Consider the following 19862-nt stretch of genomic DNA (forward strand, 5'->3'; position numbering starts at 1 on the left):
GCCTTCGCGCCGCCCGGCGTTGTTCGAGGTACCTTAGACCTTAAATAACCAACAGGCCGCAAAATGCCCCGGCGAGATCTCCTGCATGGCGGGCTCCTGCGAGCGGCAAACCGGCATGACGTGCGGGCAACGGCTGCAAAATTTACAGCCAGGAAGTACCGACGTGGGACCGGGGATCTCCCCGCGCAGGGTTGCCTGCTCAAGATGGCGGATGCGCGGATCGGGCAGCGGAACGGCGGCCAGCAGCGCGCGCGTATAGGGGTGCGCCGGATGGGAATACAGCTCGCCCGCCGGGGCCACTTCCACCAGCTTTCCGAGGTACATTACCCCGATACGGCTGGAGATATGGCGCACCATCGACAGATCGTGGGCGATAAACAGATAGGTCAGCCCCAGCTCCTGCTGCAGGTCCTGCAAAATATTCACCACCTGCGCCTGCACCGACACATCCAGCGCCGAGAGCGGTTCATCGCACAGCACAAACTCCGGGCGTACCGACAGAGCACGCGCAATGCTGATGCGCTGGCGCTGACCGCCGCTGAATTCATGGGGGAAGCGCTGCAGATGTTCCTGTTTAAGCCCCACTTTATAGAGCAGGGTTTCCGTACGTTCCCGCTGCTCCTCGCGGCTGTAGCCGTGGATCTGCATCGGTTCGGCCACCAGCTGCTGCACCGTCATACCCGGATTGAGCGACGAGTACGGGTCCTGGAAAATGGCCTGCATTCTTTTACGCAGCGGCTTGAGCTGCTTTTCGCTGGCCTGCGCAATCTCCTGTCCGGCAAAGTGAATTTCGCCGGAGGTGATATCAAACAGGCGCAGCATTGCGCGCCCAAGCGTCGATTTTCCGCAGCCTGATTCGCCCACCAGACCAAAGGTTTCTCCGCCATGAATATCAAAACTCACGCCGTCGACCGCTTTCACCGCCACGCCTTTGCGCAGCAGCCCACCCTGAACCGGATAGTGTTTACGCAGTTCACGGACGCTCACTAAAGGGGCATTTTGCTCGCTCATGCCTGAACCTCCTTATCAGCCCATAACCAGCAGGCCGCACGGTGGCCCTCGCCTACGGAATAAAATGCGGGTTGGCGCTCGCACTGCGCCATTCGTTTCGGACAGCGCTCGGCAAACGGGCAGCCCGGCGGCGGATTGAGCAGGCCAGGCGGCGTTCCTTCAATAGGTGACAGGCGGTGATTTGCCTCGTCCGCGCGCGGCAGGGAGGCCAGTAACCCCTGGGTGTACGGGTGCGCCGGACGATAAAAAATATCCTCCACACTCCCCTCTTCCATCACCTGCCCGCCGTACATCACCACGACACGGCTGCACACCTGCGCCACCACGCCGAGATCGTGGGTGATCAGCAGAATGGCTGTCTGAGTCTGCTGTTGCAGGCTTTTCAGCAGGCGCAGGATCTGCGCCTGAATGGTCACATCCAGCGCGGTTGTCGGTTCGTCGGCGATCAGCAGTTTCGGGTTGCAGGAGAGCGCGATGGCGATCATCACGCGCTGGCGCATCCCGCCGCTAAACTCGTGGGGAAACTGATCGTAACGGCGCTCCGCTTCGGCAATCCCCACCTGATCGAGCATGGCAATGGCCGCCGCTTTTGCCGCCTTTTTGGACAGCCCTTTGTTGCGAATGAGGATCTCCGACATCTGCCTGCCGATGGTCACCACCGGGTTCAGGGCGGTCATCGGGTCCTGGAAGATCATCGCAATGTCGTTGCCACGGATCTTGCGCATTTGCTCAGGGGTCTTCTTCGCCAGATCGTCATTCTGAAAGCGAATACTGCCGCCGGAGATGTGCCCGTTGCTGCCGAGCAGCTGAATGATCGATTTGCAGGTGACGCTTTTCCCGCACCCGGATTCCCCGACGATGCCGACCAGCTCCCCGGCCTGCACATGAAAACTCACGCCGCGCACCGCCTGTACGTTGCCGTCGCGGGTGCGAAACGAAGTGTGCAGATTATCGAGTTCTAATAAGTTATTCATCGCGGTTCGCTCCCGGCTCAAAGGCGGTGCGGAATACGTCGCCGAGCACGTTAAAACTAAACACCGTCAGCAAAATCAAAATGCCCGGGAACATCGCCAGCCAGGAGGCTTCGCCGATGTACGACTGCGCATTGTTGAGCATACTCCCCCACGATGCAGCGGGCGCCTGCACGCCCAGCCCCAGGAAACTGAGGGTCGATTCCATCAGAATGGCCGATGCGATATTCAGCGTCGCCGCCACAATAATTGTCGGCAGCACGCCGGGAATAATATGGCGCAGAATGATGCGCAGCGGATGCTCGCCCGACGCGCGGGCATACAGAACATATTCGCGCTCTTTGACGCTGAGCGTTTCGGCACGCACCAGGCGCGACATGCTCATCCAGGTCAACAGGCTGATAATCAGGATGATGTTATCCACGCCCGGCTTGAGGTAGGCGTTCACCACCAGCAGCAGGAAAAACGCCGGAATGGCCATCAGAATATCGACGACGCGCATCATCAGGTTATCGAGCCAGCCGCCAAAATAGCCGCTGATGGTGCCGACAAGCGTGCCAATCAGCGTGGAAAAAAGCATCGCCAGAAAACCGACCATCAGGGAGATCTGCCCGCCGTACAGGGCGCGGGTGAAGTAATCGCGCCCGTATTCGTCGGTGCCAAACCAGTGCGCCGCGTCAGGCGGCAGGGTGCGCGCGCCAAGGGACATCTGATCCGGATCGTAAGGGCTTAGCCCCGCGCACAGGGCAGCGACGATGAAAATAAAGAGAACAAAGAGTGAAAACTGCGCCGGACGGTTGCGGCGCAGCTGGTGGCGAACTTGTTGCCAGCGTCTGCTCATCCGGGGTTACCTCAGGGTACGAATGCGGGGATCGGCGAAGCGATAGAGCAGATCGGCGATCAGATTGCCGACGATCAGCATCATCGACGACAGCATGATGATCGCCATGATCAGCGGGTAGTCCAGCGAGGTGATCGACTGAATGCCCAGCAGCCCCATCCCCGGCCACGAAAAGACGCTTTCGGTTACGTAAGCCCCTACGACCAGCTCGCCAAACGACAGGCCAAACAGGGTGATCACCGGCAACAGCACGTTTTTCAGCACATGGCGGAAAAGGATACTGGTGCGCGTGGCGCCATACGCCAGCTGGGTTTGCACATAGTCGGCGGAGAGCTGCGAAATGGTGTTCGAGCGGATATAGCGCACGTAGCTGGAGAGGTTATAGAAGGTCAGCGCAATGCACGGCAGCACGCCGTGACGCACCACGTCCAGCCAGTTGTCCTCCATACCGATAGTGCGCATCCCCATACTGGGGAACCAGTTCAGCTGCACGGCAAAAATGGTGATCAGCAGAATACCGAACCAGAAAATGGGTACGGAAATACCGATATAGGCGAATAAGTTCAGGATGTGATCCAGCCAGCGATGTTTGAACGCGCCCGCGAGCAGCCCCAGCGGAATGGCGAGGAGGATCGCCATCACCAGCGACGCGCCCATCAGCCCAAGCGTGGCCGGAATGCGTTCGCCGATCATCTCCAGCACCGGGCGATGGTAAATCAGCGAATAGCCAAGGTCGCCCTGCAAAACGTTTTTCAGCCACAGAACGTATTGCGTCACCAGGGGCTTATCCAGCCCCATGCTCTGCCGGATACGTTCGATATCGTCCGGGGCCATTCTCGGCGTGATGTACGCCGCCACCGGATCGCCGGGCGCGAGTTTGACCAGCAGAAACGCCACCAGCGAAATAAAGAAAAGCATCGGCAGCAGTTGCAGCAGCCGACGCGTCAGTAATGTGTTCACGACATGCCCTTAAAAAAACACCCCGACCAGTTGGCCGGGGCAACGACTTATTTTTGATAGATTTTTGAAAGGTCCTGGAACATATAAACCGGTTTCGGTTCGGCTTCCTGCGTCCCGCCATAGCGTTTGTCCACGGCAACTGTCGCGTTGGTGTAGGCGATGGGGTAGTAGGTCATGTCGTTGGCGACGGTCTGCTGAATTTGCTTGTAGATTTCAGCACGTTTGCCGCTGTCAGTTTCCACTGCGCCTTTGTCCCACAGGGCGTCGAACTGCGGGTTTTTATAGTGCGCATAGTTGTAGGCTTCGTTGCTCATGAACAGGGATTTGTAGCCATCCGGCTCCGCGCCCATGATGTAACCGCCGAGGTTCAGCTCCCACGCGGTGTTGTTCATATCCAGGCTGCGCTGAGACATGGCGTTGGAGTCGAGCGGCATCAGTTCCACATTCACGCCAATGCCTTTCAGCTGCTGCTGAATGTAGAGCGCCATGCTCTCCTGGGTTTTGTTGGTGTTCACATAGGCCAGGCGCAGCTTGAGATCGGCTGGCGCGCCGGACGCTTTCAGCAGTTCTTTGGCTTTTTGCTGATCGAACGTGTACTGCTCAACGTCGTTGGTCTGATAAAGCGTGTCCGGCGTCAGGAACGAGCTGGCCGGTTTAGCATAATCCAGCGAGGTGAACGCGGTTTGGGTCAGTTCGTCTTTGTTGATGGCATAAGCAATCGCCTGGCGAAGCGGTTTGCTTTTCATCACCGGCACATTCTGGTTGAAGGTCATGTACGCCAGACGGCCTTCCGGATAGACCACAAAATCAAATTTGCCGGTATTCTTCAGGCGGCTGACGTCCTGCGGGTCGACCATCTTCAGATTGATTTCGCCGTTTTGCAGCGCAAGGTTTGCGGAGTTGCTGTCTTTGGCAAAGCGATAGGTCACGGAGTCGAGCTTCGCTTTGCCGTTCCAGTAATCGTCAAAACGGGTCAGGGCGTAATATTGCCCCGCGCGGTACTCTTTAAACTTGAACGGACCGGAACCTACCGGCGCATCGTTTTTGGTGCTCTTTTCCAGATCCGCTTCTTTTGCGAACACGTGTTCCGGAATCGGGTAGATTTGCACCAGCGTTCCGGTAAAGGCGGCGCTGACCTGCGGCAACGTGAACTTCACGGTGCGATCGTCGACTTTACTCACTTCGACAGGCTTACCGCCGTAGGTGAACATGCTGCGGAAGAAGCTGTGCTGTTTGGCTTCGAGGAGCTTATTAAAGGTGAAGACCACGTCGGAGGCGGTCAGCGGCTGGCCGTCCTGCCATTTCAGATTCGGTTTTAAGGTCAGGGTATAGCTAAGATTATCGGCGGACGGCGTCAGGCTTTCGGCCAGGCCCCATTCGATTTTGCCGTCGTTAAAACTGTAGAGCGGCGCGTACAGCGCCTGCATGATGGTCAGCGTGGTACGGTCGCTGGCGTAGAGTGGGTTTACGGCCAGCGGGTCGCCGGACGTGATACCGATAATGAGCGAGCCACCCTCTTTTGGCGCATCACTTTTTGCTGCTGGCGCGTTCGCCGTTTCATTCTTTTTAGCATCGTCACAGCCCGCTGCGGCTAATGCCATGGACACCAGAACAGCAGATAACAGTAGCTTGCGCATATCTCACTCACTCCTTGCCTCAATAATATTAAATACTGAAAAGTTCTTTTTATTCAGGAGCATCATATTCAGCTTTGTCATATTGCGCATTAACAATGAAAATGCGATTTTCGATTAAGCTTATAACCAATTTGATATATATAAGCGCCAGAAGGAATAGGGCCTAATCAATTGCGCTCGCAACGTTAAAGGGTTCACGAATCTCCTGCTACACTGCCTCAACACATCACTAAAAAGGCAGATCAACATGTCAGACAACACCTACCAGCCACCGAAAGTGTGGGAATGGAAACAGAACAGTAACGGCGGCGCGTTCGCCAATATCAACCGCCCGGTTTCTGGCGCGACGCATGAGAAAACGCTGCCAGTGGGCGCGCATCCCCTGCAGCTCTACTCCCTCGGCACGCCAAACGGCCAGAAAGTGACGATCATGCTGGAAGAGTTGCTGGCACTTGGTGTGACAGGCGCGGAGTATGACGCGTGGCTGATCCGCATCGGCGAAGGCGATCAGTTCTCCAGCGGGTTTGTGGACGTGAACCCAAACTCGAAAATTCCGGCACTGCGTGACCACTCTGTGAACCCGCCACTGCGCGTATTTGAATCCGGGAATATCCTGCTTTATCTGGCAGAAAAATTCGGTCACTTCCTGCCAAAAGATCCGGCGGGACGCACCGAAACCCTGAACTGGCTGTTCTGGCTGCAAGGCTCTGCCCCGTTCCTTGGCGGCGGTTTCGGCCATTTCTTTAACTATGCGCCAGTGAAAATTGAGTACGCGATTGACCGTTTCACCATGGAATCAAAACGCCTGCTCGACGTTCTGGATAAGCAGCTGGGGCGCGGTCGTTTTGTCGCGGGAGATGAGTACAGCATCGCCGATATCGCCATCTGGCCATGGTTCGGCAACGTGGTGCTTGGCAACGTGTACAACGCCGCCGAGTTCCTGGATGCAGGCAGTTACAAGAACGTTCAGCGCTGGGCGAAAGAAGTTGCCGAGCGCCCGGCGGTGAAACGCGGTCGCATCGTCAACCGTACCTTTGGCGAGCCGAGCGAACAGCTGCATGAGCGCCATGCCGCCAGCGACTTCGACACCCAGACCGAAGACAAACGTCAGGCGTAATGCGCTGACAGATTGCCCGGTGGCGCTGCGCTTACCGGGCAAAATTACACGCCGAAACCGCCCTGCTGCAATATCGCTTTTGCCTGATCCGACTGTAAATAATCCGCCAGTACCTGCCCCTGTGGCGTCATCACCGCGCTTGCATATTCCGCTCGCGGGTTAAAAGGCGCAGGTATGTTCAGCACGCTCAGGCCGGCAATCTGACGAAGCGCGGGCGCATAGCTGGCGTAGCCGATAAACAGATCCGCCTGATCACTTTCAATGATCCACTCTGCCGCCCGTTTACCCTGCGGAATGGGCGCAGACGCGCGCCCACCGACCAGCGCCATCGCCCGCTCCCGCATAGGGATGCCCGCCTCGCCCATACGTGTGAACAGCTCCTGGGTGTAGTCGCCGGAGGGATCGCACCCCGCCGTGGAGGTGCCGAGGCGCAAATCGGGACGCGTAAGCAGCGAGAACCAGTCTTCGTGGTCGCGAAGTACCTCGCTGCGCGCTGTCAGGCAGAGCTGATTGCGCGCAAATATCGCCACGGAAGATGCCAGCCCCTTTATGAGCAACGCCTGAGGATGGGCGACATTTGCTGACGCAAACAGGTCACACGGCTCCCCGGCTTCAATCCGTTCCCGCAGCAATCCGGCCGGACCAAACTGCGTCTCAACCGGGTGCGGAAAATGGGCCAGTAATTGCGGCCATATACCGCGCAGGCTGCCCGCTGCCAGCACGCGCATCAGTCGATCCCCTGGTAATGGGTGCGGTAGAAACGCTGATACCATTCGTCGGCGATTTTGCGCATATCAACGTCTTTAAACTTCTCAGGATAGAGTTTTTTCGCCATCCACAGTTCGCCAATGCCCATCGCTTCCGGCATCGGGTAGCCCCAGGCTTTGGCGTAGTCCGGCATCAGGTAGACGCGATGATTTTTCACGGCGTCGATCACCTGCCACTGGGCCGAACCCTTGATTTCATCGACCACCGATGGATAGCGATCCTGCACAAAGATGACCTGCGGATCCCAGGCGATAACCTGCTCCATCGCCACGGTTTTAAAACCCTGAATGGTCGCCGCCGCCACGTTGACTGCGCCCGCATGGGCCATCATCAGACCGGTGTATTTCCCCGAACCGTAGGTGGTCAGTTCCGGATTGGCCATATAGGCGCGAATACGTTTCTCTGCAGGGATATCCTTCAGACGGTCGCTGACCATCTTGCGCCCTTTATCGGTGGCGGCGATCAGATCTTTGGCCTCCTGCGGTTTGTTGACGATCTCACCGATCAGCGTGATCCCCTCGCGCAGACCCAGATCGTAGGCTTTTTCTTCGTCGGTGAGGGTTGGGTTCAGCTTCGCTTTTTCGCCCGGCGCGTCGTGGCGCAGGGAGATGGCGATCACCGGGATACCCAGGCTGCTGATTTTGTCGATCATCTCCTGCGGCGCGTAGTTGGTGACAAACACCACCTGCGGATGCAGAGCGATCAGTTTTTCCGGGTCCACATGGGTGAGATCGCCGAGCGTCGCTTTCTGGTTCAGCTCCGGTGCCAGGCGGGCGTAGCCCTCGCCAAGCTGCTGTTTCCAGTTCGCCATCACACCGACAATTTTGTCGGTCGCGTTCATTTGCACCAGTAAGTTCAGCGTCTGATGCTGAAGCACTACCACGCGGTCGACCTTATCGGGAACGGTGGCGGTGCGGCCAATTTGATCGGTTATCTGGCGGGATGCCTCAGAAGATAACGGGAGTAAAATCAGTAAACTAAAGGTAACTGCCTGCCAAAATCGATTGTTCATAATGCCCTCGCACTTTCGTTATGCACAGGATTATATAACGATTTGTGACGCAGATCTTCGCCTGCTTTGTGGGTAGGCATTATTGCCATGAAAAAAATGAACACCCCGGCATTAAATAATTCCCGGACCGGTTTTGTCTTTTGCAAATAAAATGCAAAGGGCGAGAGTGAGAAAATAATCCGCTGCGAAAAATTATCCCCCCCTATTTTCTTAAAAGAAAACCGATGTACTTATTGCAAATCACGCTCTTTTTTCAACAGCATATTTACAACCAACGCTAAACTGGCAAGAATAATTTTTATTTCCCCTAAGAAACGTCCCATGTCAGAACAGGCGCTACGACAGCAGATTCAGAATCTGAAAAAGCATAACGCCCGGCTTGCCAGGCTGGCGCGTGACGCCCGCAGCAAGCTCAGCGCTGCGCTGGACGGCACGGGTCTGTGTCTGTGGCAGCTCGACGTGCCCAGCGGGAAGTTAATTATCTACAATCGCCGCTGGGGCTCGATGCTCGGGTACCAGCCGAAAGAGCTGAATGCGCAGTTCGACGTCTGGCGCGAGCACCTTCATGCCGATGATAAACAGATGGTGTTGGATGCGTTTTATGACCATCTCCACGGCAAAACCCCGTTCTACGAAGCGCTGCACCGCATGCAGCATAAAAATGGCACCGTCAGTTGGGTGCTCGATCGCGGGCGTGTCAGCGAATGGGATGAGCACGGGAATCCGCTCAAGGTCACCGGCACCCACATTGATATGACGAAGGAAAAGCAGTACGAGGAGCAACTCGCGCTGCTGGCGAACCACGATCCGCTGACCGGCCTTGCCAATCGTCATGCGCTAATCAAACAGTTCCGCGCCCTGAAAGAGCAGGGTCCACTCTGCGTGGCTTTTATCGATCTGGATGATTTCAAAACCGTTAACGACACCTTTGGCCATCGCAGCGGCGATGAACTGCTGATTCAACTGAGCCAGCGCCTGCGCGAAACCTGCCCGCAGGGTTCTGTCGTCGGGCGTCTGGGTGGCGATGAGTTTGTTCTGCTGTTGCCCTTCCCGCTCTCCAGTCTGTGGGTGAACAGCACCGCGCACAGCTGTTTGCACGCGGCGCTGACCCCTTTCGAGCTGGATAATGGCCAGGCGCAGGTGGGGGCGTCGATTGGGATAGATGAGGTTCAGCCGCAGGATGATTTCGTTAACGCCCTGCGCCGCGCCGATCAGTCGATGTACCAGATCAAACACACCGGAAAGAACGGCGTGGCGATCGGCTCCACGCTTATCTCGATTTCCCGTACCGGAACGGACGCGTGAAGGCCAGCCGCCAGCAGAGCATTATCCAGCTACTGAGCGACTGCGACGGGCTGACCACCGACGCGCTGGCAGAGCAGCTGGCGGTCAGCAAAGAGACTATTCGCCGCGATTTGAAAGGGCTGCAGCAGCAGGGAAAAATTGTGCGTCACCATGGCCGCGCGCGGGCCATTCACCCGGACAGCCGCGACGGCGGTGAGCCGTTTGGCGCACGCCTAAAGAGCCATTACGCCGATAAAGTGGATATCGCCCACCGCGCGCTGGACTGGGTCAGCAGCGGAATGACTCTTGCCCTCGACGCCAGCTCGACCTGTTTTCATCTGGCGCGCCAGCTTCCGGACATCGACCTGACGGTGTTCACTAATAGCCTGCCTATCTGTCACGAAATGGCGAAACGCGAGCGCATCACCCTGATCTGCACCGGCGGCACACTGGACCGTAAGTATCGTTGTTACGTCAATCCGGCGCTGATCTCCCTGCTAAAAGGCGTGGAGATCGACCTGTTTATCTTTTCCTGTGAGGGGGTGGACGAACAGGGTGATATGTGGGACCCGGCCGAGCACAGTGCGCTCTTTAAAACGCAGCTGTTACGCCGCGCCAGCCAGTCGCTGCTGTTGATTGATAAGAGTAAGTTTCAGCGTGCGAGCGAAGTCAAAATCGGCTCGCTGTCGCAGGTGACGCAGATGATTACCGATGCTCACCCTTCCAGACGGTAGCCCGCCATAAAGTAGCGCAGCGTGGTACTCGACTGATTTTCTTTGAAAAAACCCATCACCATATCGCGGTCCAGCCCGTAGCGGCGTGTCAGAATTCCGGCTTCCCACGCGCTGAGCTGGCGATCGCCGGTTTTCTCAAACATCCGGTGCGAAAATCCCAGCACAAATCCCCGTTTATAGTCAGAGCAGAAATGCGCGACGTTCTTTGCGGTATCCGCCTGCGCCGCGCGCATCCCCGCCATCAACCCTTTGCCAAAATGGTTTTCCATTGATTTACCCTCAATCGCTATATATTAAATTATATAGCGGTATTTTGAGCGATGGCTAGTGGAAATTAAGGCCGCACGGGGCGGCCTTTAGGGATGAATCAGAACGAAACCCACTCATCGGGCGTACCCGATGCGTTAGGCCGCATGGGCGCTTTCGGCGACGCGGCAGGCGCACCGTTTTGCGGTTCCTGCGCAGACAGGCGGAATTTCTGCACTGAGCGTTGTAACTCTTCCGTCTGACGTTCCAGCGCCGAGGCGGCGGCGGAAACCTGCTCCACCAGCGAGGCGTTCTGCTGCGTTACGCCGTCCATCTGGGTGATCGCCACACCGACCTGGGAAATGCCTTTGCTCTGCTCTTCCGACGCCGACGCGATCTGCTTCATGATGGTGGTCACTTCGGTCACGGCGCGCAGGATCGCTTCCATGGTGGTCCCGGTATCGCTGACGATTTTCGAACCCTGCTCGACGCGTGAAACGGAATCGGCGATCAGGCCTTCGATCTCCTTCGCCGCATTTGCGCTTCGGCTGGCCAGGTTACGCACTTCGCCTGCCACCACGGCAAATCCACGGCCCTGTTCACCGGCACGCGCCGCTTCAACCGCCGCGTTGAGTGCCAGAATATTGGTCTGGAAAGCGATGCTGTTGATGACGGTAGTGATCTCGGCAATCTTCTTCGAGCTGGCGGAAATTCCGCTCATGGTGGTAACCACGTCATCCACCAGCGAACCGCCACGGCTTGCGGTAGTGGAGGCAACATCGGCCAGCTGGCTCGCCTGACGCGCATTTTCGGCGTTGAGTTTCACCGTGGCGGTGAGCTGTTCCATGCTCGCGGCGGTCTCTTCCAGTGCGGCGGCCTGCTCTTCGGTGCGTGAAGAGAGATCGTTATTTCCGCTGGAAATTTCAGTGGCTCCGCGCCAGATATTCTCGCTGCCGGAGCGGATCGAGCTGACCGCTTCGCGCAGGCTGTCCTGCATCGCGGTTAACAGAGGCACCAGTCGGCCCACGCAGTTACGCCCAAATGGCGTAATGGGCTGGCTGAGATCGCCCTGCGCAATCTGGCGGAAATGCTCGCGAATGCGATCCAGCGGTTTCACCAGCATCGCCACCAGGTAGCGGTCGGTGAAGAGGAGGATCAGCAGACCGATAATCGTCGCGGCGATAATCACAACGCGCGTCATGCTCGTCAGGCTGTCCACCACGTCACGCGTACTGTCGAGCGTGCTGGCGGCGGAAGTGTTGAATTTATCCGCCGCTGCACCGAAAGCGCGGCTCAGCGGTGGCGTGACGTTGTTGGCCTGCTGACGATATCCCTCGATCGTCCCTTGCTGAGCCTGCTGCATTTGCAGGGCAATCCCCTGATCCAGTAACGCCTGCCAGCTGCTAATCACTTCAGCAGAGACGCTTTCGTCCATCGGGCCTGGCGAGATGGCCTTCATCTCGTTCAGCTTCTTGCTCATATTCTCCAGCGCCTGCTGCGCGGGGGCTAAATCGGGATTTCCACCCGCGACTTTGGCTTCCATTGCGCGGCTGAGGCGCGTGACAAAGCGGAAATATTGATCGTTACCCTGACTCAAAATAGTCATTTGTTTCACGATCTGGCGATCGATGTCATTACCGTCTGAGACCCTGGAAAGTGACCAGGTGCTGTAAAGCCCAACCCCTGCCCACATCAAACAAAAAATACCCAGAATCGTCAGCATGACGAACCGGATAGTAAAATTACGAAGCATTTGCATAAGAGTATCCTTGCCGTTAGGGAAAACTCGCTTGAGACGAGTCTTATCTTCGTTATCGGCAATGCCTACACTTTAAGGAGTATTTTTATAAAAACTTGCACATCTTAACTTTTAAAAAAATAGTATTGCCTAATACCCTTATAATTAGCACGCAAATATAATAGAAAAAGACCGGAATTTTCCGGCCTTTTTTTGAAACATTAAATTCATATTACTTCAAATATTTCTCAAACCATCCCAGAGTCCGTTTCCATGCCAGCTCCGCTGCGGGCTCGTCATAACGTGGGGTTGAGTCATTATGGAAACCATGATTTACGCCGGGGTAAATATAGGCTTCATAGACTTTATTATTCGCTTTCAGGGCGGCTTCGTACGCTGGCCAGCCTTCGTTGATGTTTTTATCCAGCTCGGCATAGTGCAGCAGCAGCGGCGCGTTGATTTTCGGGACATCAGACGCGGCAGGCTGGCGGCCATAAAACGGCACCGCGCACTCCAGCTCCGGATAGGCCACCGCGGCGGCATTCGAGACGCCGCCGCCGTAGCAAAATCCGGTAATCCCCACGTTGCCCGTCGCATCGGGATGTTTTTTCATAAACTCCACGGCGGCAAAGAAATCGTTCATTAATTTGGTGGGGTCCACTTTCTGCTGCAGCACTTTCCCCTCTTCATCATTCCCTGGATATCCGCCGACGGAACTTAATCCGTCCGGTGCCAGCGCAATATATCCCGCTTTCGCTACCCGGCGGGCAACGTCTTCGATATACGGATTTAAACCGCGGTTTTCATGGACCACGACCACCGCCGGCACTTTTCCCGTCGTCTTTGCAGGCTTCACCAGATAACCCCGCACTTCACCATGACCGTTGGGTGAAGGGTAGTGGATGTATTCCGGCAAAATATCGGGATCGGTAAATTTCACCTGTTCGGCAAGGGCGTAATTTGGTTTGAGCATATTGAATAACGCCAGCGCCGTGACACCGCCTGCCGCGTAGCGCGCCGCAAGATTGAGAAACTCGCGTTTGGTTATTTTGCCGTGGGCGTAATAGTCATAGTAATCGAGCAATTCTTGCGGAAAATCTTTCGCGGTCAGCCGGGTCATCGAATATCTCCAGGAATTGTGATTTTATAAGGATAGAATGAAAACGCTGTTTCGAAAATTCATCACTAAAAAAGGAGATATCATGTCCTGGACCCCTACTTCAAGCCGCTACGACACCATGCAGTACCGTTACTGCGGGAAGAGCGGCCTGCGTTTGCCCGCGCTATCACTTGGATTGTGGCACAGCTTTGGTCACGTTCAGGCGCTGGACAGTCAGCGCGCACTGCTTCGCAAAGCCTTTGATTCAGGTATTACCCATTTTGATCTCGCGAATAACTATGGCCCGCCTCCAGGCAGCGCGGAAGAGAATTTTGGTCGTCTGCTGCGCGAGGATTTTGCCGCGTATCGCGATGAACTGATTATCTCCACCAAAGCCGGGTACGACATGTGGCCTGGCCCGTACGGGTCTGGCGGTTCGCGGAAGTATTTGCTCGCCAGTCTCGACCAGAGCCTGAAACGCATGGGCGTAGAGTATGTCGATATTTTCTATTCCCACCGCGTTGACGAAAACACGCCGATGGAAGAGACCGCCGCCGCGCTGGCACAGGCTGTTCAGAGCGGAAAAGCGCTCTACGTGGGGATTTCCTCTTACTCGCCGGAACGCACGCAGAAAATGACTGAGCTGCTGCGCGAGTGGAAAATTCCACTGCTGATCCATCAGCCGTCCTACAACCTGTTAAACCGTTGGGTGGATAAAAGCGGCCTGCTGGATACCCTCGTGGCAAACGGCACCGGCTGTATTGCTTTTACGCCGCTGGCGCAGGGGCTGCTGACGGGCAAATACCTGAACGGTATTCCGGATGGTTCGCGTATGCAGCGTGAAGGCAAAAAGGTGCGCGGGTTGACGGAAAAGATGCTGACCGACGCGAACCTGAACAGCCTGCGACTGCTCAATGAAATGGCGCAGGCGCGCGGGCAGTCAATGGCGCAGATGGCCCTGAGCTGGCTGCTAAAAGATGAGCGCGTGACGTCTGTGCTCATCGGTGCCAGCCGCCCTGAGCAGATCGAAGAGAACATTCAGGCGCTGCAAAATCTGCACTTTAGCGACGATGAGTTGAAGAGGATTGATCAGCATGTCGCGGATGGAGAGTTGAATTTGTGGCAGGCATCGTCAGATAAATAGTGAATGCGGCCTGATGTCCTCTGTCGCCTCTCATGGCCCGGTAAGCGTCGCGCCACCGGGCCTGCAAAGCCTACACTGTCGCGGGATCCACCACCGGGCGCTCGTACTCCGGCCAGACCAGCACCACCAGCTCCGGATAGGCTTCCAGACTGAATTCGCGGAAACACTGACGTAAATTCAGCACGTCCAGATCGGAGTGCGAGACCTTCTCACCATTCAGGCAGCGCTTTTTGATATTGTCATAATATTTATAGACCGCCGAGTTCAGATCGCTGCAACGGCGCTGGGCTTCAAAAAGACCGGGTCTGTCGTTTATTTCCGTCATCTTCATCCGCTTAATTGTGGCATGAAGAAAGTCGATATATTCATGATTGACGCGCCAGTACCATACCGGCGTTATCGCATTCATCAGCAGTGAGAAATGGTCCTCACCCTCTTCTTTGGTCATCGGAATCGGCTGGGATGACTCGCCAGTTTGCTGTAAGTCTTTCGTTTTATTGAACTCACGCATCAATAAAAGAACACCAGCGGTAAGCAATAGCAATGTAATGACAGAATAAAAAATGCTGTTCATGGGATGGCTCCATTTTTTTTGATTTTAAATTTGCCTCATGTTATTGTCAACGAATCTCACGCCCTATTTGAACCTACCCTGTTGAAATTAAAGGATATTAAAATGCTGCCCGACAATCTTGTGCCGGTCCGGTACCACATCGCCTCTGTGGTCCCTAAATCGGCGGAAGCAGAAAGCAATGCTAATTTCACTCAGGGAAAAAGAAAACTATCCGATTTTGAGGCTGACATATTAATTGGTGTTACCCGTACCGGTAAATCACGTAATATGCTGTTAGAAGAGCATGACCGCCATATAAAAGATCGGCTATTTCGCGTGGTGAAGATTGAAGCCTTTGCCCACCTGCTTAACGACCTGCAGGCCGAGGGAGAAATAGACGCTCAAACATTAAGTCAAATAATGGCTGAAAAAACCGAAGAAATAAACGAAGCTGGCAACGAAATTTGGCTTAATCTAATTACCCGAGAAAAAAACAACCCTATTTTTTATAAACTAGAGGATGATTAACGTGAAAGAAGTTGAAGATAATAACGTTTATTTGACTTTAGATAACCATAAAAGCGATGAGTTTATCTTAAAGCAAAATCTCGACGCATTAATAAAACATAAAAATGACGAGATGACCCGCATTGCGCAAGACATGGTATCGATCCCGGCCGCGCTGGTTCGCCTGAAGTGGGAAAATCGCCGCGAGATCTACTCGTTGCAGGTGAAAGAAGAGATTTATGGCGCGATGATTAACGCGGTCATCTCCCTCAAGCCCGAATTGAAAGATAAAATCATGGGCCGCATTGAGAGTAACTACCAGCATCTGCTCTCCAGAGAGGCCTCCACGCTGCGTTTGACGCGTAAACTGGCTGACGGTGGCTATCACACCTCGAACGTCACGACCGTCGCTCTCGACGAAGATGCGCTGGCGGCAAAAGTGGACGCCCCTTCCCACGCGCCTGCTGAGCCAAAATAGCCTCACCAGTCAGATTCCCCCGAATACGACAACCTCCTCCTCTCGCTCTTCTACACTTAATGGCCTAACTCACCCAACAGGAGAGGCCTTATGTCAAAACATCAGACACATATCCAGGACCCAACCACCCAGTACTACACCGGCGACTACCCTAAGCAAAAGCAGCCAGCGCCTGGCGTGCAAGCGAAGATGACGCCCGTGCCCGACTGCGGCGAGAAGAGCTACAAAGGTAGCGGCAGGCTCCAGGATCGTAAGGCACTGGTGACTGGGGGTGATTCCGGTATCGGGCGCGCCGCCGCCATTGCTTACGCGCGTGAAGGCGCTGACGTGGCGATTAACTATCTGCCAGCGGAAGAAGAGGACGCCCAGGAGGTCAAACAGCTGATCGAAGAGGCGGGCCGTAAAGCGGTGCTGATTCCAGGCGATCTGAGCGATGAGTCCTTTGCCCGCTCGCTGGTGCATAAAGCCCGCGAAGCGCTGGGCGGGCTGGATACGCTGGCGCTGGTTGCCGGTAAACAGGTCGCTGTCGAGAAGATTGCCGATTTGACCACCGAACAGTTTACGCAAACCTACGCGGTGAACGTGCTGGCACTTTTCTGGATCACACAGGAGGCAATTCCCGTCCTGCCAGCCGGTTCCAGCATCGTGACTACCTCGTCCATTCAGGCCTATCAGCCAAGCCCGCATCTGCTCGATTACGCCTCGACTAAAGCGGCGATACTGAACTACAGCCGTGGGCTGGCAAAACAGGTGGCAGAGAAAGGCATTCGCGTTAACGTGGTTGCCCCTGGCCCGATCTGGACGGCACTGCAAATTTCTGGCGGCCAGACGCAGGAGAAAATTCCGCAGTTTGGTCAGAAGACGCCGATGAAACGTGCGGGGCAGCCAGCAGAACTGGCTGGAGTGTATGTCTATCTGGCGAGTCAGGAGTCGAGCTACGTTACGGCAGAAGTGCACGGGGTGTGCGGTGGGGAACATTTAGGCTAGTGCTGTCAGTCTGCCCGGGGGCGCTACGAATATCGCGCCTGCGGGTTTGTCCCGCCTGAGACTTTCTCTTACGCGTTACTCACGAAAGAGAGAAAACAAAACGGCAACTTGCGTTGCCGTTTTTACGTTTATTTCGCCGCCGTTTTCTCTTCGCCGACCAGTCCGATTTTGAGATAGCCCGCCTGGTGCAGCGTATCCATCACTCTCATCATGGTCTCGTAGTCGACGGTTTTATCCGCGCGGAAGAAGACGGTAGTATCTTTTTTGCCCTGGGTCAGCGCATCCAGTGCCGGAATAACGGATTGATCGGTGACCGGGTCGTTGCCCAGGAACATCGATTTATCAGCTTTCACGGACAGGTAAATCGGCTTTTCCGGACGCGGCTGCGGCTGGCTGGAAGAGGCCGGCAGATTGACCTTCACGTCTACCGTCGCCAGAGGCGCGGCCACCATGAAGATAATCAGCAGAACCAGCATAACGTCGATAAACGGCGTTACGTTGATTTCGTGCATTTCGCCGTTATCGTCCAGATTTTCATTAAGACGCATTGCCATAACGTATCAACCTACACGCAGTTTCGAAGCAGAATGTACCGGCTTAACGGAGCTGGCGCTGAGGTCGAGATCGCGGCTTTGCAGCAGCAGAACCTGTGCGGCAACATCACCGAGCGTGGCTTTGTAGCTGCCAATCATACGCGCGAAGATGTTATAGATAACCACCGCCGGAATAGCAGCGATAAGGCCGATCGCCGTTGCCAGCAGCGCTTCCGCGATGCCTGGTGCCACTACGGCGAGGTTGGTGGTTTGCGTCTGAGCAATACCGATGAAGCTGTTCATGATGCCCCACACGGTACCAAACAGACCCACGAACGGGGAGATCGCACCGATAGTTGCCAGATAACCATTTCCGCGGCCCATGTGACGGCCCACGGCGGCAACGCGACGTTCCAGGCGGAAGCCCGTACGCTCTTTAATGCCTTCGTTATCTTCACTGCCTGCGGAGAGTTCCAGTTCGTTCTGAGCTTCGTTGACTAATTGGGTGGTCAGGCTTTTCGCATGGAACGCTGAGGTGATATCAAATGCCTGATTCAGCGAGCGTGCTTCAGCCAGCTGCTGTTGCTCGCGCTTGAGGCGGCGCTTTTGAGAAATCAGCTCAACGCTTTTGCTGAAGAAAATTGCCCAGGTGATCACGGACGCCAGAATCAGGCCGATCATCACAATCTTAACCACGATGTCAGCATGTTGATACATGCCCCAAACGGAGAGATCCGTCTGCATCAAATTATTACCCACTCTGTATCTCCAGGACGCAAATCACAAATTCTGAGCATAATAATATCAAAACCACGTCGAATTGATAGTAGTTCTCATTAGTATTTGCATAGTGCCGTAATTTTCGCTCATTTTCCTTGCGCTTACGCAGTAAAAATTTCTTATGCGTATTTTTCATAAAATATTGTGCTTATTCGCTAAGCATCCGGGTGCAGATTTTCGCAATCGTGGTAGTCTGGACGTCCAGACGGATAAAAACAGGTTTAGCGAACATGACAGAGAAGCATCTTGATACCACGCTTGTGCAGGCAGGACGCAGTAAAAAGTACACTCAGGGTTCGGTAAATAGCGTGATTCAACGCGCCTCCTCGCTGGTCTTCGATACTGTTGAGGCCAAGAAACACGCCACCCGCAACCGCGCGAAAGGCGAGCTGTTTTACGGGCGTCGCGGCACCTTGACCCATTTCTCATTGCAGGAAGCGATGTGCGAGCTGGAAGGTGGCGTCGGCTGTGCCCTGTTCCCGTGCGGTGCCGCTGCGGTAGCGAATACGATTCTGGCGTTCGTTGAACAGGGCGATCATATCCTGATGACCAACACCGCCTACGAGCCAAGCCAGGATTTCTGCACCAAAATTCTGACCCGTCTGGGTGTCACCACCGGCTGGTTCGATCCGCTGATCGGCGAAGGCATTGCGGAGCTTATCCAGCCGAATACGCGCATTGTTTTCCTGGAATCTCCCGGCTCTATCACCATGGAAGTGCATGACGTTCCGGCGATTGTCCGCGCGGTGCGTCGCGTGGCGCCAGACGCTATCATCATGATCGATAACACCTGGGCGGCGGGCGTGCTGTTTAAAGCCCTTGAGTTTGACATCGATATCTCGATTCAGGCGGCAACGAAATACCTGATTGGCCACTCAGACGGCATGATTGGCACGGCGGTGTCTAACGCCCGCTGCTGGGATCAGCTGCGCGAAAACGCCTACCTGATGGGGCAGATGGTGGATGCCGATACCGCTTATATGACCAGTCGCGGGCTTCGTACGCTGGGCGTGCGTCTGCGTCAGCATCACGAAAGCAGTCTGAAAGTGGCCGAATGGCTGGCGCAACATCCGCAAGTCGCTCGCGTGAATCACCCTGCACTACCGGGCAGCAAAGGCCACGAATTCTGGAAACGTGACTTTACGGGCAGCAGCGGTCTGTTCTCATTTGTTCTCAATAAGCGACTGAGTAACGACGAGCTGGCCGCCTACCTGGATAACTTCTCGCTCTTTAGCATGGCTTACTCCTGGGGCGGCTTTGAATCGCTCATTCTGCCGAATCAGCCTGAACAACTTGCCGGTTTGCGGCCGGGCGGAGAAATCGACTTTACCGGCACGCTGATCCGACTGCACATCGGTTTAGAAAATGTTGATGATCTGATCGCGGATTTATCGGCAGGTTTCGAACGCATCGTGTAGAGTGCGGGCTGTAAATGTACTCCCGGACCGTTTTACAGACACGT

General features: G+C 55.4%; 21 protein-coding genes. 8 read left to right on the plus strand and 13 right to left on the minus strand.

Annotation, left to right across the window (positions count from 1 at the left end; all coding sequences use genetic code 11):
* Positions 1-33: 33 nt before the first annotated feature.
* The 5 genes from ABIE11_RS13205 to ABIE11_RS13225 are packed head-to-tail and all read right to left on the minus strand — an operon-like array spanning position 34 to position 5420.
* Positions 34-1011, minus strand: coding sequence for an ABC transporter ATP-binding protein (locus tag ABIE11_RS13205; RefSeq protein ID WP_248859171.1), 978 nt, complete (start codon positions 1009-1011; stop codon positions 34-36).
* On the minus strand, positions 1008-1985 hold the full coding sequence (locus ABIE11_RS13210) for an ABC transporter ATP-binding protein (protein WP_231275997.1): 978 nt from the start codon (positions 1983-1985) through the stop codon (positions 1008-1010). The genes ABIE11_RS13205 and ABIE11_RS13210 overlap by 4 nt, the downstream gene beginning before the upstream one ends.
* A complete protein-coding gene (locus ABIE11_RS13215) occupies positions 1978-2823 on the minus strand; it encodes an ABC transporter permease (protein ID WP_100778937.1) in 846 nt (281 codons plus the stop codon). The genes ABIE11_RS13210 and ABIE11_RS13215 overlap by 8 nt, the downstream gene beginning before the upstream one ends.
* A gap of 6 nt (positions 2824-2829) precedes the next feature.
* Complete coding sequence (locus ABIE11_RS13220) at positions 2830-3783, minus strand: ABC transporter permease (RefSeq protein WP_100778936.1); 954 nt, start codon at positions 3781-3783, stop codon at positions 2830-2832.
* Between the two features lie 47 nt (positions 3784-3830).
* Positions 3831-5420, minus strand: a complete 1590-nt coding sequence (locus tag ABIE11_RS13225; RefSeq protein WP_429184664.1) for an ABC transporter substrate-binding protein — start codon at positions 5418-5420, stop codon at positions 3831-3833.
* Positions 5421-5667: 247 nt separating this feature from the next.
* On the opposite strand from ABIE11_RS13225, the gene yghU reads away from it, so the two are divergent.
* Positions 5668-6537: a glutathione-dependent disulfide-bond oxidoreductase gene (gene yghU, locus ABIE11_RS13230; RefSeq protein WP_107702839.1), complete on the plus strand. Its 870-nt coding sequence runs from the start codon at positions 5668-5670 to the stop codon at positions 6535-6537.
* 44 nt (positions 6538-6581) lie between these two features.
* Here yghU and ABIE11_RS13235 read toward each other — a convergent pair whose 3' ends face one another.
* Both ABIE11_RS13235 and ABIE11_RS13240 read right to left on the minus strand, forming a co-directional pair.
* The gene (locus ABIE11_RS13235; RefSeq protein ID WP_429184665.1) at positions 6582-7265 is read right to left on the minus strand and encodes a molybdate ABC transporter substrate-binding protein; all 684 of its coding nucleotides are present in this window, start codon (positions 7263-7265) and stop codon (positions 6582-6584) included.
* Entirely contained in the window at positions 7265-8317 is a 1053-nt protein-coding gene (locus ABIE11_RS13240) for an ABC transporter substrate-binding protein (protein WP_429184666.1), read from the minus strand. The genes ABIE11_RS13235 and ABIE11_RS13240 overlap by 1 nt, the downstream gene beginning before the upstream one ends.
* Positions 8318-8638: 321 nt before the next feature.
* On the opposite strand from ABIE11_RS13240, the gene ABIE11_RS13245 reads away from it, so the two are divergent.
* Both ABIE11_RS13245 and fucR read left to right on the plus strand, forming a co-directional pair.
* Complete coding sequence (locus tag ABIE11_RS13245) at positions 8639-9622, plus strand: diguanylate cyclase domain-containing protein (protein ID WP_429184667.1); 984 nt, start codon at positions 8639-8641, stop codon at positions 9620-9622.
* A complete protein-coding gene (gene fucR / locus ABIE11_RS13250; RefSeq protein WP_100778930.1) occupies positions 9619-10335 on the plus strand; it encodes an L-fucose operon activator in 717 nt (238 codons plus the stop codon). Before ABIE11_RS13245 ends, fucR begins: the two co-directional genes overlap by 4 nt.
* Here the strand turns inward: fucR and ABIE11_RS13255 are convergent.
* The 3 genes from ABIE11_RS13255 to yghX form a co-directional block, all read right to left on the minus strand.
* Positions 10317-10604: a DUF2623 family protein gene (locus ABIE11_RS13255; protein ID WP_429184668.1), complete on the minus strand. Its 288-nt coding sequence runs from the start codon at positions 10602-10604 to the stop codon at positions 10317-10319. The genes fucR and ABIE11_RS13255 overlap by 19 nt on opposite strands.
* Before the next feature lie 98 nt (positions 10605-10702).
* Complete coding sequence (locus tag ABIE11_RS13260) at positions 10703-12340, minus strand: methyl-accepting chemotaxis protein (RefSeq protein WP_100778929.1); 1638 nt, start codon at positions 12338-12340, stop codon at positions 10703-10705.
* 211 nt (positions 12341-12551) lie between these two features.
* Positions 12552-13439, minus strand: coding sequence for a YghX family hydrolase (gene yghX / locus ABIE11_RS13265; protein ID WP_129035158.1), 888 nt, complete (start codon positions 13437-13439; stop codon positions 12552-12554).
* An 82-nt stretch (positions 13440-13521) separates the two neighbouring features.
* Between yghX and ABIE11_RS13270 the strand changes: the two genes are divergently transcribed.
* Positions 13522-14562 (plus strand): aldo/keto reductase, encoded by a 1041-nt coding sequence (locus ABIE11_RS13270; protein WP_102104854.1) that lies wholly within the window; start codon positions 13522-13524, stop codon positions 14560-14562.
* Between the two features lie 70 nt (positions 14563-14632).
* Here ABIE11_RS13270 and ABIE11_RS13275 read toward each other — a convergent pair whose 3' ends face one another.
* Positions 14633-15136, minus strand: a complete 504-nt coding sequence (locus tag ABIE11_RS13275) for an ESA_00282 family adhesion-associated protein (protein WP_100778927.1) — start codon at positions 15134-15136, stop codon at positions 14633-14635.
* A gap of 102 nt (positions 15137-15238) precedes the next feature.
* Here ABIE11_RS13275 and ABIE11_RS13280 point away from each other — a divergent pair, with 102 nt between their 5' ends.
* From ABIE11_RS13280 to ABIE11_RS13290, 3 genes are all read left to right on the plus strand, one after another.
* A complete protein-coding gene (locus ABIE11_RS13280) occupies positions 15239-15643 on the plus strand; it encodes a hypothetical protein (RefSeq protein WP_095283367.1) in 405 nt (134 codons plus the stop codon).
* Positions 15636-16100, plus strand: a complete 465-nt coding sequence (locus ABIE11_RS13285; RefSeq protein WP_100778926.1) for a cytoplasmic protein — start codon at positions 15636-15638, stop codon at positions 16098-16100. Before ABIE11_RS13280 ends, ABIE11_RS13285 begins: the two co-directional genes overlap by 8 nt.
* Positions 16101-16190: 90 nt before the next feature.
* Positions 16191-17087 (plus strand): SDR family oxidoreductase, encoded by an 897-nt coding sequence (locus tag ABIE11_RS13290; RefSeq protein ID WP_100778925.1) that lies wholly within the window; start codon positions 16191-16193, stop codon positions 17085-17087.
* A gap of 128 nt (positions 17088-17215) precedes the next feature.
* Here ABIE11_RS13290 and exbD read toward each other — a convergent pair whose 3' ends face one another.
* The gene (gene exbD, locus ABIE11_RS13295; RefSeq protein ID WP_129035160.1) at positions 17216-17641 is read right to left on the minus strand and encodes a TonB system transport protein ExbD; all 426 of its coding nucleotides are present in this window, start codon (positions 17639-17641) and stop codon (positions 17216-17218) included.
* Between the two features lie 6 nt (positions 17642-17647).
* Positions 17648-18379 (minus strand): tol-pal system-associated acyl-CoA thioesterase, encoded by a 732-nt coding sequence (gene exbB, locus ABIE11_RS13300; RefSeq protein WP_100778923.1) that lies wholly within the window; start codon positions 18377-18379, stop codon positions 17648-17650.
* Positions 18380-18630: 251 nt separating this feature from the next.
* On the opposite strand from exbB, the gene metC reads away from it, so the two are divergent.
* Positions 18631-19818 carry a cystathionine beta-lyase gene (metC, locus tag ABIE11_RS13305; RefSeq protein WP_100778922.1) on the plus strand — a complete coding sequence of 396 codons (1188 nt, stop codon included), beginning with the start codon at positions 18631-18633 and terminating at the stop codon, positions 19816-19818.
* Positions 19819-19862 lie beyond the last annotated feature (44 nt).

It is taken from the genome of Lelliottia sp. 489 (genome assembly GCF_050435885.1).
Lineage (GTDB): Bacteria > Pseudomonadota > Gammaproteobacteria > Enterobacterales > Enterobacteriaceae > Enterobacter > Enterobacter nimipressuralis.

What these genes read in the sequence shown, in the direction of transcription:
- ABIE11_RS13235 (WP_429184665.1), bottom strand. Translation starts at nt 7,265, where the DNA reads ATGCGCGTGCTGGCAGCGGGCAGCCTGCGCGGTATATGGCCGCAATTA.
- yghX (WP_129035158.1), bottom strand. Translation starts at nt 13,439, where the DNA reads ATGACCCGGCTGACCGCGAAAGATTTTCCGCAAGAATTGCTCGATTAC.
- ABIE11_RS13260 (WP_100778929.1), bottom strand. Translation starts at nt 12,340, where the DNA reads ATGCAAATGCTTCGTAATTTTACTATCCGGTTCGTCATGCTGACGATT.
- ABIE11_RS13280 (WP_095283367.1), top strand. Translation starts at nt 15,239, where the DNA reads ATGCTGCCCGACAATCTTGTGCCGGTCCGGTACCACATCGCCTCTGTG.
- metC (WP_100778922.1), top strand. Translation starts at nt 18,631, where the DNA reads ATGACAGAGAAGCATCTTGATACCACGCTTGTGCAGGCAGGACGCAGT.
- ABIE11_RS13215 (WP_100778937.1), bottom strand. Translation starts at nt 2,823, where the DNA reads ATGAGCAGACGCTGGCAACAAGTTCGCCACCAGCTGCGCCGCAACCGT.
- ABIE11_RS13210 (WP_231275997.1), bottom strand. Translation starts at nt 1,985, where the DNA reads ATGAATAACTTATTAGAACTCGATAATCTGCACACTTCGTTTCGCACC.
- ABIE11_RS13255 (WP_429184668.1), bottom strand. Translation starts at nt 10,604, where the DNA reads ATGGAAAACCATTTTGGCAAAGGGTTGATGGCGGGGATGCGCGCGGCG.
- ABIE11_RS13270 (WP_102104854.1), top strand. Translation starts at nt 13,522, where the DNA reads ATGTCCTGGACCCCTACTTCAAGCCGCTACGACACCATGCAGTACCGT.
- ABIE11_RS13240 (WP_429184666.1), bottom strand. Translation starts at nt 8,317, where the DNA reads ATGAACAATCGATTTTGGCAGGCAGTTACCTTTAGTTTACTGATTTTA.
- ABIE11_RS13205 (WP_248859171.1), bottom strand. Translation starts at nt 1,011, where the DNA reads ATGAGCGAGCAAAATGCCCCTTTAGTGAGCGTCCGTGAACTGCGTAAA.
- yghU (WP_107702839.1), top strand. Translation starts at nt 5,668, where the DNA reads ATGTCAGACAACACCTACCAGCCACCGAAAGTGTGGGAATGGAAACAG.
- ABIE11_RS13275 (WP_100778927.1), bottom strand. Translation starts at nt 15,136, where the DNA reads ATGAACAGCATTTTTTATTCTGTCATTACATTGCTATTGCTTACCGCT.
- ABIE11_RS13225 (WP_429184664.1), bottom strand. Translation starts at nt 5,420, where the DNA reads ATGCGCAAGCTACTGTTATCTGCTGTTCTGGTGTCCATGGCATTAGCC.
- exbD (WP_129035160.1), bottom strand. Translation starts at nt 17,641, where the DNA reads ATGGCAATGCGTCTTAATGAAAATCTGGACGATAACGGCGAAATGCAC.
- ABIE11_RS13245 (WP_429184667.1), top strand. Translation starts at nt 8,639, where the DNA reads ATGTCAGAACAGGCGCTACGACAGCAGATTCAGAATCTGAAAAAGCAT.
- ABIE11_RS13285 (WP_100778926.1), top strand. Translation starts at nt 15,636, where the DNA reads ATGATTAACGTGAAAGAAGTTGAAGATAATAACGTTTATTTGACTTTA.
- ABIE11_RS13290 (WP_100778925.1), top strand. Translation starts at nt 16,191, where the DNA reads ATGTCAAAACATCAGACACATATCCAGGACCCAACCACCCAGTACTAC.